Raw genomic sequence first — 12208 nt, 5'->3', positions numbered from 1 at the left:
CGAACTCGGAAGTGAAACGCAGCTGCGCCGATGGTAGTGTGGCATTGCCCATGCAAGAGTAGGTCACCGCCAGGGGCTTTATCCTGAAAAACCCTCACCTTCACCGGTGAGGGTTTTTTATTGGGCGAAAACTGTCAGCCTTACTGAATCCGCTCGACGGATTTTGGGGCTCTCGCCGCAAAATGCTACCCAGATCGGCTCGCAGGGGCGCAAGCATCGCCTATGATGCGTTAAGCCTGCTCTGGCAGACGCTGTGACCGAGGGAGTCCTGCGTGTTTGTTCATGTCGAAACCCGGCGTCGCCCGCGCGTGCAGTGGGCGACCATGTTGCTTGTTGTGCTGTGCGTAGTGAGCTTCGTCGGGCTCGCGCTGCTGCCAGCACGCCAGCGGCTGTCGTTACTGCTCGAGTGGGGTACGGTACCGGCGAATATTTTCGACGCACACGAACCCATTCTCGCGCAACTGCACGATCCGTCGCTGTTGAGACTGGTCACCGCACTCTTTATCCATGTCGCATGGCTGCATGTTCTCGGCAACATGCTGTTCCTTGTGATCTTTGGATTGCCGTCGGAGCGTACTCTCGGGTCGACCCGCTTTCTGTCGCTGTTCTTGCTCGGCGGTATCGTGGCGAATCTCGTGGGAGCGCTTTCATTGGCGGGGGTGCACTCGCCGATCATTGGATGCAGCGGTGCGGTTTCAGCGGTTCTTGGTGCCTATATCGCCTTGTTTCCTCGCGAACGCCTGGGCCTGGTGCTCCCCTTGGGTTTGTATCTCGAATTCGTGCGCGTCCCGGCCTTCTTGCTGATCGGCATCTGGGTACTCCTGCAACTGCTCTTCAGCTACGCAGGGCCCAGCTACGGCGCGGTAGTGTGGTGGACGCATATCGCCGGCTTCTTGTTCGGTGTGGTCTTCGCATTGTTCTCGCGTGAAGCGGTGGCACGTCGCTTGCGCGGATAAAATACGGCTATGCGCACCAAGAAACTCTATAAGGTCACCTTTCTACATCTCGGCAAAAGCTACGAGCTGTACGCACGGCACGTCGCTTCGAGCAGCTTATGGGGTTTTACCGAGGTCGGAGAGCTCGTGTTCGAACCGGTAGGCGAAGGACTGTTGGTCGACCCGACTGAAGAAAAGCTCCGCGAGGAATTTAAAGACACGCGCATGCTGCATTTGCCGATGCAATCTATCGTTCGCATTGAGGAAGTCGAACGCAAAGGGGCGCTAGTCATCCGTGATGCCAACGACGGACAAAAGGTCACCCCTTTCCCGATGCCGCCGCGTAGCCGCTGAGTGTCAGCGCGTGGAAGTCAGCCCGTGATGACGGGCGAATTGCCGGAGTAGCCGCCGTGCCATTGGCGTGGGAGCCACCTGACGGAATGTGTGGTGCGGATCGAAACCTTCCTTGTGCATGTCCACGCGTTTGCGATGAATGTAGGCGCGCATCACATCGGCATTGAATTCCGGATGGAACTGCACGCTGACAGCGTGCTTGCCGTATCGCAGCAGGTGATTGGGATCGCGTGCTGAGCTGGCCAATACCGTCGCACCCTTGGGCACCTCCATCACGCTCTGCTCGTGCGTGGTATGCGCGCGAAATTGGCCAGGAAGTGCCGCAGCGAGTGGATCGTGTTGTGCTTGCTGCAAGACTTCGATCGACACCGTCCCGATCTCGCGCCCCCCCGGTAGATAGTCCACGCGGCCGCCCAGGGCGTGAGCCATTAGCTGATGTCCATAACAGACACCGAACATCGGCAGGTCCACGTCCATGGCATCGCGAATCCAGCCGGCGGTGCGCTCGCTCCAATCAGCGCGCTCCGTGACCATGGCTGCGGACCCGGTGATCAGCGCGCCGGCAACCTCGCCAGGCGAAGGCAGTGATTCACCCGCCTGGACGTCGATGATGCGGATCTTTTCCGGCACCAGCTGTGCTCCAAGTCGGAACCAATGAGGGAAATCGCCATGGCGCTTCCGGATAGGATCGGGTGCGCGGCCGGTGCGGATAATCAGGACGGGCTTCATTCGAGTCATGCCACTACATATTTCAGGGTTGTTGATCGTCCAGCGACTCTATCGGTGGCAGCACGGTCAGAACCTCCTTCACGGTGGTCAGTCCCCGTGCCACCTGCGCGGCCGCCGAAATTCGCAGGGGACGCATCCCCTCCTTGAGGGCTGCGATACCGAATCCACCCAGATCAAGTTGAGCGGAAATAAGGCCGCGCAACCGAGCGGACAACTGCATCATTTCATAAATGCCGGTGCGCCCCATAAAGCCGGTGTTGCGACATTCCAGGCAGCCGACCGGCTTGAACACCGTCTCTGGCACGGGCAATGACCAGCCATAGGTGAGCGCCGTCCATTCGTGCGGATCCTGCGTTGTGGGTTGCTTGCAGTGAGCGCACAGCGTTCGCACGAGGCGTTGCGCCACCACGCCAGTCAACGTGGATTGAATCAAATAGTGCGGTACGCCGAGATCAAGCAGGCGAGTTACCGCACTGGGGGCATCGTTGGTATGCAACGTGGACAGCACCAGATGGCCGGTCAGCGACGCTTGCACCGCCATCTGCGCCGTTTCCAGATCGCGGATCTCACCGACCATGATGATGTCCGGATCCTGTCGCAGCAGTGTGCGTACACCGGCGGCAAAGTCGAGATCAATCGACTGCTGCACCTGCATCTGGTTGAACTCCGGCGAGACCATTTCGATCGGATCTTCCACCGTGCAGACATTCAGTGCCGGCGTAGCCAGGTGCTTGAGCGTCGAATAGAGCGTGGTGGTTTTGCCCGAGCCGGTGGGGCCGGTGACCAGCACGATGCCGTGCGGGCGCTCGACCATGCTGCGCCACACCACATCCTCGTCCGGCGAGAAGCCAAGCTGAGAGAAGTCCTTGGCAACAATATCCGGGTCGAAGATACGCATCACCACCTTCTCGCCAAATGCAGTCGGCATGGTCGAGATACGCAACTCCACCTCGCGGCGGGCGGCGGAGCGCGTCTTGATACGGCCATCCTGAGGCCGACGCTTTTCCGCCACATCCATGCGCGAAAGGATCTTGATGCGGGCCGTCACGGCAGTCATCACCGGCGGTGGCAGCTCAAATACCTTATGCATCACACCATCGATGCGAAAACGCATCTGGCCGGCTTCACGGCGCGGCTCCAGATGAATATCGGAAGCGCGCTGCTCGAAGGCGTACTGCAGCAGCCAATCCACGATATGCACGACATGGCGATCATCCGCGCCAACCTCGCCACTTTTGCCCAACTCCACCAATTGCTCGAAGTTGAGGATGGCAGAGGAGTCATAGCCGGTCGTCTTGGCATCCTGCGCCAGTTGGATCGAGCGCTGGACACCGTAGAACTCCAGCAGATAGCGATTGATATCCAGCGGATTCGCCACGACCCGGCGCACGTCCCGGCGCAGCATATGCGCGAGGTCGGTGGCCCAGCCCGCATCAAACGGCTCGCAGGTGGCAAAGGTCACCTCGCCCGGTGCCGCCGCCACCGGCAAGATGCGATGGCGTTGCGCATAGGCATGGCTGACCACCTGCGTCACCGCGGCGGCATTGATCTTCATCGGATCGATTTTCAGATAGGGCAGGCTGGCTTGAGCTGCCAGCCATTCGGTCAGCGCTTCCAGGCTCAGCGGGCGCGTTGGTTCGCGCTGGTTGGGCAGCTTGGCGTTGGCGATCAGCACCAGCGGATGCAGCTCCACCGTGGCGCGTCCGCTGCGCGAACCCATACGTACGTGCTTGGCATCGTCAGCGAGCAGGAATCCGTCCACCACCAGGGCGGCCAGCATGTCTTCCAGCGTGAGCCGGCCGCGCCGGCCCAGCAGGGAAGCGATTTGCGGAGAAGCTGCCATGCGTCGGATTCCCCTTGGTTTTTGGCCTTCGGTAAGGCCAGAAGCATAGTGCGCCGCTATACTAACGCGCTTTATTCCAGGTCACGGAAAGCCATGTCCGCCCGCACCTTCCAGGATGTGATCCAGACCCTCAACCGCTATTGGGCGGCGCAGGGTTGTGTGTTGCTGCAGCCACTCGATACCGAGGTCGGCGCCGGCACCTTCCACCCCGCCACCTTTTTGCGTTCACTGGGTCCGGAGCCCTGGGCCGCGGCCTATGTGCAGCCTTCGCGACGCCCGACCGACGGCCGCTACGGCGAGAATCCCAACCGCCTGCAGCACTACTACCAGTATCAGGTGGTGATGAAGCCCAATCCCGAAAACATCCTGGAGCTGTACATCGGCTCCTTGAAGGAACTGGGTCTGGACCCGTTGGTCCATGACCTGCGCTTCGTTGAGGACAACTGGGAATCACCCACCCTTGGGGCCTGGGGCCTGGGCTGGGAAGTCTGGTTGAATGGCATGGAGGTGACTCAGTTCACCTACTTCCAGCAGGCAGGTGGCCTGGAATGTCGTCCTGTCACCGGCGAGATCACCTATGGTCTCGAACGCCTCGCGATGTACCTGCAGAACGTGGATAACGTCTATGACCTGATATGGACCGAGGGCCCGCACGGCACCGTTACCTACGGCGACGTGTTCCACCAGAACGAAGTGGAGCAAAGCACCTACAACTTCGAACACGCCAATGTGCCCGAGCTGCTGCGCTGGTTCGATGTGTGCGAGGGCGAGGCCAACAAATTGATCGCCGCCGGCTTGCCGCTGCCTGCCTACGAGCAGGTGATGAAGGCTAGCCATACGTTTAACTTGCTCGATGCGCGCCGCGCCATCAGCGTCACCGAGCGTCAGCGCTACATCCTGCGTGTGCGCACGTTAGCCCGCAGCGTGGCCGAAACCTATGTGGCACAGCGCGAGAAACTTGGGTTCCCGGGCCTGAAGCATCAAAAGAAGGAGCAGGCCGCATGAGCGCCGCCAAGTCGTTGCTGATCGAGCTGGGCACGGAAGAGCTGCCGCCCAAGGCCCTGGACGAACTCGCCGCCGCATTTCAGCGCGGCATCTGCGACGGGCTGGCCAAGCGCGGTGTAGAAGCTTCGCTCGACCTCGCCAGGGCCTATGCCTCGCCGCGTCGTTTGGCCGTCCATATCCCCGGCGTTGCGGTCAATCAGCCGGAACAGACCATCGAGCGGCGCGGCCCCGCGATCAATGCCGCTCTGGACGCCGAAGGCCAGCCGAGCAAGGCTCTGCAGGGCTTTGCGCAATCCTGCGGGGTTAGCGTTGAGCAATTGGAAAAGCTTGAGACCGACAAAGGCTCATGGTTCGTTTTCCGCGCCGTGAAGCCTGGCCAACCGGTGGCAAGTCTGTTGCCGGACATCGTCGACGAAGCACTCAAGGGCTTGCCGATTCCCAAGCCGATGCGCTGGAGCGATCACGACTACAGCTTCGTGCGTCCCGCACACTGGCTGGTGATCCTGCATGGCGCCGACATCGTGGATGGTGAAGTGCTGGGCCTGAAGAGTGGCCGCAAGTCGCGCGGCCATCGCTTCATGCATGCGCAACCGGTGCATGTGGCTGATGCAGATAGTTGGTTGGACGCGATGCGCGCAGCCAAGGTGCTGGCCGATCCGGTCGAACGCCGTCAGCGCATTCGCGACGAGGTTGCCAAGGCTGCCAAGCAAACAGGCGGGCAGCCGCAGCTGGATGACGCGCTACTCGACGAGATCGCCAATCTCACCGAATGGCCGGCGGCGATCGCCTGCACTTTCGAGCGTGAGTTTCTCGCAGTGCCGCCCGAAGCCCTGGTCACCACCATGGAGACCAATCAGAAGTTCGTGCCGGTGTTCGACGCCAGCGGCAAACTCACCGAGCATTTCATTGGTGTCGCCAACATCGACAGCAAGGATCCGGGCGAGATCCGCAAAGGCTATGAGCGCGTGATCCGTCCGCGTTTCGCTGATGCCAAGTTCTTCTGGGACGAAGACCTGAAGACGCCCCTGGCTGGCTATCAGGATCAACTGAAGAACGTTACCTATCAGCAGTCCCTCGGCAGCCTGTGGGACAAGAGCGTGCGTGTAGCCGAGCTGGCCCGCATCATCGCCAACCGTGTTGGCGTGGACGCTGGTGAAGCCACTCGCGCTGCCGCGCTCAGCAAGTGCGACCTGCTTACGCGCATGGTTGGTGAATTCCCTGAGTTGCAGGGCGTGATGGGCCGTTACTACGCCAGCCGCCACGGTGAGGCGGCTGAAGTTGCCGCTGCGTTGGATAGCTACTATCAGCCGCGCTTTGCTGGTGACGCCATTGCCGTCGGCAAGGTTGGGCAGGTGCTGGCCGTCGCCGAACGCTTCGATACCCTGGCCGGCATTTTTGCCGTCGGCCTCAAGCCCAGCGGCAACAAGGACCCGTTCGCACTGCGCCGTGCGGCGCTGGGCCTCGCCCGTACCCTGGTTGAAGGTCAGCTGGAGCTCGACCTCAAAGGCAGTTTCGTTGAGGCGCTGGAGCTCATCCCGGAAGTCGCGCTGGCTGCTGGTCTCAAGCCAGGCAAGGATGGCAAAACTCCCGCACTGGATGCCGGAAAGCGTCGTGCAGTGCTGGTGGATGAGCTGTACGACTTCGTGATCGATCGCCTGCGTGGCTATTACGCCGAACAGGGTTTCACGAGCGAACAGTTCGAAGCCGTGCTTGCGGTGGCGCCAGCTTCGCTGGTCGATTTTGACCGGCGCCTGCGTGCTGTGGCGGAGTTTGGCCGTCGCCCTGAAGCATTGAGCCTGGCTGCCGCCAACAAGCGCGTGGCCAACATTCTGCGCAAGCAGGCGGAAGAAGCCAACGCTCCCGTTGTGGGAGCCGTCGTTGATCCTGCTCACTTTGAAGCTGACGCGGAGCGCCATCTGGCCACGGCACTGGATGCAGCGAAAGCCGATACCGCCGCGCCGCTGCAATCCGGCGACTACACGGCTGTATTGGCGCGCCTTGCCCAGTTACAGGCACCAGTCGATGCCTTCTTCGACAGTGTCTTGGTGAACGCGGAAGATCCGGCCGTGCGCGCCAATCGCCTGGCTCTGCTTGGCCAGCTGAAGGCGCAATTCACGGCCATCGCGGATATCGCGCGGCTCTGATTCAAGCGGAATGTGTAAACAAAAACGGCAGCCATCTGGCTGCCGTTTTTGTTTGCCTAGTACTGGAGCGCTTAGGCGGTGTGGCGGTCGCGCTTCAGGCGGTCGCCCAGACGATGATTGAACGCCACCATTTCTGCAGCATCCACGTCATTGCCGCCGGGGCCAAGAATTTCATAGAGATCAGCTAGCAGATCCGCATTGTCGGCCAGTGACAGATGGCTATCGGCCAGATCCAGCTCGGACTGCAAAATGCGCAGCGCCGTATTCAAGCGCATCGGATCCATCGCCACGCCACTTGCATGCAGCGTATCCGCCGCCGTCCGCAGCTTGGTCCGCTGGCGCTGCGAAAGTGACGTTTCGTTGGTGCCCAGTTCTTCCCCACTGGTAATGGCCTCGGTCTGAATGGTGCCTTCGCCAGCCACTAGCCACACCAGAGAAATGCCCAGGGTTTTTGCCAGCGTGACGCAGCGGGCTCGGGAAGGATCGGTGTTGCCATCACGCCAGCTACGCACCACGCCCTCGGAAAAACCGCACATTCGAGCGATCTCCGTAACGCTGCCAACGCGCTGGATCAGCACCTTAATGCGATCCGCGAAAGTTCCCGCACTCTGAGGTGTCGTATTTAGTTGCGTGGCCATGGGGCGCTCCTAGGCAATCTGGCGGTTGACTTTTACTCAATTTGCTTTCGAGACGCTTACGTAGACGCCACTGAAGAACGTTACAAAAATGTTGACCTTCATGTGATCTTCATCTAGTTTCGTATTTTCTTGCGGGTTTATCCGTAAGAAAACCAGTCTCTGAGCGGGGAAACGCACGAGGCTCCATTTGGAGTACTCGCGCGAGCGCAGGGATGGCAGTCGCAGGCTTTTTGGCCTTGCGACGTAACTAGATCCGGGTTTTTAACCGGGTATATCTCTTAAGGGGAGAACAATCGAATGATTTCACGCAACACGTCCGCCGTGTATCGGCTGCGTCATGCCGCGCTGGCTGTCGCCGTTAGTTTGAGTCTCGGCAGTGGTGCCGTGCTGGCGCAGTCCACCGCTGGTGATATTTCCGGCACTGCCGCCTATGCAGCCGGCGAAACCGTCGTCATCAAGAGTCTGGATTCTGGCCTGTCGCGCTCGGTGGCCCCGGCTGCCGACGGCAAGTTCCGCGTGTCCTCACTGCCGAGTGGTCGCTATGAGGTACAGCTGGTTCAAAATGGCAAGGCCGTCAGCACGAGCAATGTGACGGTGGTGGCTGGCCAGACGGCGCAGGTCAATCTCGGCGCCGAAGCCCAGGCAACCAGTCTCTCGAGCGTGACGGTAACGGCGAATGCCATTCCGGCAATCGATGTTAGTACGATCGAAAGTCGTACTACCTTCACTGCGTCGCAGCTGAACTCATTGCCAGTGCCGCGCGATATTGTCAGCGTGGCCACGTTGGCGCCGGGCGTTGTGAAAGGCAACGCCGTGTTTGGCAATCTGCCATCTTTCGGTGGCTCGTCTGTCGCCGAGAACAGCTACTACGTCAACGGCTTCAACGTCACCAACCTCTACAACAATCTCTCGTTCGGTCAGGTGCCGTTCCAGGCGATTGACCAGCTCGACGTGCAGACCGGCGGCTATGGTGCGCAATACGGCTTCTCCACCGGCGGCGTGACCAGCGTCAATATCAAGCGCGGCACCAACGAATGGAAAGGTGGTGTGAGCTGGACCACCGCACCAGATTGGGCGCGCGAAACGCAGCCTAACGTCAAGCGCGCCAACGGCACGACGTTCCGCAATTACGACAAGAACAGCAGCGCCAGCAATGTCTATTCGGCATGGATGGGTGGCCCGCTGATCAAGGACAAGCTGTTTATTTTTGCTTTGGGTGAATTCACCAAGAGCACGAATACCGTTTACGGAGCTTCGAGCACAACCAGCAACAGCAATAACTTCAGCAACGCCACGGCTTACGATCTGACCAGCAAGAGCCCCTATTGGGTAGTGAAAGTCGATTGGAACATCAACGACAGCCACCATCTCGAATACACCGGCTTCAACAATACTGATAACAATAAGTACAACTACTACAGCTCGGCCTTTACCGAAGGTGTGCCGTCCAAGACGAGCTACCTTGGCGATATGCACACCAAATTCGGTGGGCTGACGAACATACTGAAGTACACCGGTTACTTGACGGATACGCTGACCCTCACTGCCCAGTACGGCAAGATGGACAGCAACAACTCGACCTATACGGTCAGCCCCAACGGTACGCAGACCAGATACAACGGCGACATCAATGCGCCAAATTCGGGTTGCCCGTATGTCGCCTATCGCCTCACTACTGCAAATCCCCAGGCATGGGGGCCGCGCGGATGCTGGATCGTCAGCAGCTTTGATCGTTATGGCGGCGATGATCAGCGAAAGGCTGGTCGCATCGATTTGGATTGGAAGTTAGGCAGCCATGACATTGGCGTCGGCTACTCCGATGAGCGCTGGTCCTCGGATGCAGGAACGGCGTATTCCGGCGGTCATTACTACTACTACTACAGCAGGCCCAACGCCGCAGACCCGGTGAATCGCCCCGGTCTTGTTCTCGACACGGTGTTCAGCACCGGCGGCATGGTGAAGGTCAACCAGAAGTCCTGGTATTTGGAAGATCGCTGGCAGGTCAGCGACAAGTTGATGTTGTACGGCGGTATCCGCAATGACAACTTCAACAACAAGAACGGCAACGGTCAGACCTTCGTCAAACAGGACAATATCTGGCAGCCGCGCCTCGGTTTTTCATGGGACGTCCTGGGCGACTCGTCGTTCAAGGTCTTCGGTAGCGCTGGCCGTTATTCGCTGCCGATGGCTGCCAACGTTGCACTGCGTGCCGCCACCGCGTCTTACTACGTCGAGTACGACAGCTTGTATTCGGGAGTCAATCCGGATGGCTCGCCAATCCTGGTCGGCGATCGTGGCGGCGAAGGTATCTACGTCAGCAACGGCGAGGACGGCAGCACACCGGATCCGAAGTCGGTCAGCAGCAAGGGTTTGAAGCCTTACGTGCAGGATGAGTACATCCTGGGCTTCCAGAAGACGCTTCGCAGCGATGTGAGCTTCTTCGACAACTGGACTGTCGGCGCCAAGGCAACGTATCGCAAGCTGCGCAATTCGATTGACGATACTTGCGATTCGCGCCCGCTGTTTGCACTCGCCCAAGACAAGGGTCTTGATGGCGCGTGGGACGACGAATGGACCGTGCCCAGCGGCATGCCGGGTTGCTGGATTTTCAACCCTGGCAGTGCGCTCAAGCTGACCACGTCGTTGGACGGCTCGTCCAAGAAATTTGACGTGACGATTCCCGGCAATCAGCTGGGGCCTGCCGCCAAGCGTTCCTATCAGGGCATCGAGCTGAAGGCCGAGAAGACTACGGACAAGTACTACGTGAATGCGTCGTACACCTGGTCGCGCAGCTACGGCAACACCGAAGGCTTGGTGAAGTCGAACAACGGCCAGGACGATACGGGCACCACGGCTGACTTCGACTTTCCCGAGATCATGACGGGAGCCAACGGTTATCTGCCCAACGACCGCCGCCACAGCTTCAAGCTCTACGGTGGTTACAAGTTCACGCCGGAGTGGTCGGCCGGTCTGAATATGCTGGTGCAGTCGGGTACGCCCATCAGCTGCTACGGCGGTGGCGGCGGTACGCTCGGAACCCATTACGGCTACGGTGCACAGTTCCACGTGTGCAACGGCAAAGTCAGTCCGGAGGGCGGTGAAGGCCGGACCCCATGGACCTGGACGGTCAGTCCGAACGTCGCGTATCAGCCGTCCTGGGCCAAGGGTCTTACGATGCAGCTGTCGGTGATCAACCTGTTCAACAACGATAAGCCCGTCTTCGTTTACGAACAGTACGAAACCATCAGTGCGGCTGGTGCACGCACCGCTTACACCAACTACAAGCTGCCGAAGTACTTCAATACCCCGCGCTACGCGCGCTTCCAGGTGCAGTACGACTTCACGCTGTAAACCTAGAAGTATCCGCTGACGTGGGAAAAGGGCCGCCGGTTTCCGGCGGCCCTTTTCTTTAAGGGGGTGAAGTCGGCCCAGGATTGCGACTGGAGTCCCCCTTCGGTGGCGTATGGAGCGTCTTGATCCTATTGACTTTTCTGGGTGGATAATTTTGGGGTATGCTTCTAGCTTCCCCCGCGAACACCAGTGGGCGCACTGCGCCAAGCCATGGTCTCGCGCCCCGTTCATAGCTTGATTGAGGTTCCTCATGCGCAGGTTGGTTTGGTCGCTGATGTCGGTGGCAGCCCTGGCTCTCGCCGGCTGCAATTCTTCTGATACGTCGCAGTCCGCGGCGCAGGGCGGTTCGGCTGCCCCGGCCGGCTCGACGGCGGCAGGTCCGACGGCCAAGGCCAACGCGGTCACCGGTTCGGTGTCGCTGCGCGACGCCAACGCCCAGCTTTCGCCCCAGGCCAAGCTGGAGGTCAAGCTGATTGACGTGAGCGCCCAGGATGCCGCCCCGCTAGCTGCCAAGACGATCGAGCCGGTGGCCAGCCTGCCGCAGTCGTTCGAGCTGGAGTTCAATCCGGCCGATGTGAATCCCAACGACATGTACATCGTCCAGGCCGTGCTGACCGATGGCGATCGCCGCTATACCCCGCCGCTGCAGTCGACGGTGCTGACCAAGGGTTCGACCAACCAGGTATCGATCCAGCTGGTGGGCGAGCAGACCCCGGGCGAGAAGGAGCTGGCCGCCTTCACCTCGGTGCAGAAGCAGATCGGCGGCATGAAGATCAGCAACGGCACCAAGCTCGAGGACAAGGTTTCGCGCGGCTGGCAGCTGTTCCGCGAGGCGGGCGAGGTCAAGTTCATCCGCGAGCAGGTCGATTACGGCGACAAGGGCTTTACCAGCACGGACTACGCCTTCAAGGATGGCAAGCCGTGGGTCGTGGTGCAGCAGAAGAAGGCCAGCAAGGACGCCCGTCCAAACTCTACCGAGCGTGCTGGCTGGAATGGCGAAGGCGCGCTGGTGCTGAAGCAGAGCCAGGTCGGCGGCAAGACCGAGCCACTGGCTGACGACGAGGCGGCCAGCCTGCAGAAGCAGGCCCAGTCGATCCTCAGCCTGGCGACCGGCGGCAAGGGCAAGTAAGCCCCGGCCGTCTGGGTGTCCGAATCACGGACGTCGGGAAATAAAAAAGCCGTCCGCGCGAGCGGACGGCTTTTTGTTTG

General features: G+C 60.2%; 9 protein-coding genes. 6 read left to right on the top strand and 3 right to left on the bottom strand.

All coding sequences use genetic code 11. The features are described 5' to 3' along the window. Positions 1-272: 272 nt before the first annotated feature. The gene (locus ISS97_RS09725; protein ID WP_379985013.1) at positions 273-956 is read left to right on the top strand and encodes a rhomboid family intramembrane serine protease; all 684 of its coding nucleotides are present in this window, start codon (positions 273-275) and stop codon (positions 954-956) included. Positions 957-965: 9 nt separating this feature from the next. Next, positions 966-1289, top strand: coding sequence for a DUF1820 family protein (locus tag ISS97_RS09720; RefSeq protein ID WP_379985014.1), 324 nt, complete (start codon positions 966-968; stop codon positions 1287-1289). A 3-nt stretch (positions 1290-1292) separates the two neighbouring features. Here the strand turns inward: ISS97_RS09720 and ISS97_RS09715 are convergent, their stop codons facing one another. After that, entirely contained in the window at positions 1293-2018 is a 726-nt protein-coding gene (locus tag ISS97_RS09715) for a glutamine amidotransferase (protein WP_379985015.1), read from the bottom strand. A gap of 22 nt (positions 2019-2040) precedes the next feature. After that, positions 2041-3861: a GspE/PulE family protein gene (locus ISS97_RS09710; RefSeq protein ID WP_379985016.1), complete on the bottom strand. Its 1821-nt coding sequence runs from the start codon at positions 3859-3861 to the stop codon at positions 2041-2043. 93 nt (positions 3862-3954) lie between these two features. Between ISS97_RS09710 and glyQ the strand changes: the two genes are divergently transcribed. Both glyQ and glyS read left to right on the top strand, forming a co-directional pair. After that, positions 3955-4866, top strand: a complete 912-nt coding sequence (glyQ, locus tag ISS97_RS09705) for a glycine--tRNA ligase subunit alpha (protein ID WP_379985017.1) — start codon at positions 3955-3957, stop codon at positions 4864-4866. Continuing rightward, positions 4863-7010 (top strand): glycine--tRNA ligase subunit beta, encoded by a 2148-nt coding sequence (glyS, locus tag ISS97_RS09700; protein ID WP_379985019.1) that lies wholly within the window; start codon positions 4863-4865, stop codon positions 7008-7010. The genes glyQ and glyS overlap by 4 nt, the downstream gene beginning before the upstream one ends. 71 nt (positions 7011-7081) lie before the next feature. Here the strand turns inward: glyS and ISS97_RS09695 are convergent, their stop codons facing one another. Beyond that, entirely contained in the window at positions 7082-7648 is a 567-nt protein-coding gene (locus ISS97_RS09695; RefSeq protein ID WP_379985020.1) for a helix-turn-helix domain-containing protein, read from the bottom strand. A 297-nt stretch (positions 7649-7945) separates the two neighbouring features. Here ISS97_RS09695 and ISS97_RS09690 point away from each other — a divergent pair, with 297 nt between their 5' ends. Continuing rightward, complete coding sequence (locus ISS97_RS09690) at positions 7946-10999, top strand: TonB-dependent receptor (protein ID WP_379985021.1); 3054 nt, start codon at positions 7946-7948, stop codon at positions 10997-10999. Between the two features lie 250 nt (positions 11000-11249). Beyond that, complete coding sequence (locus ISS97_RS09685; RefSeq protein ID WP_379985022.1) at positions 11250-12128, top strand: DUF1481 domain-containing protein; 879 nt, start codon at positions 11250-11252, stop codon at positions 12126-12128. Positions 12129-12208: the final 80 nt, after the last annotated feature.

This window comes from Dyella koreensis, from assembly GCF_044904565.1.
Taxonomy (GTDB): domain Bacteria; phylum Pseudomonadota; class Gammaproteobacteria; order Xanthomonadales; family Rhodanobacteraceae; genus Dyella_D; species Dyella_D koreensis.
The sequence above is the reverse complement of the archived record's forward strand: the minus strand, read 5'-3'. Positions and strand labels throughout refer to the sequence as shown.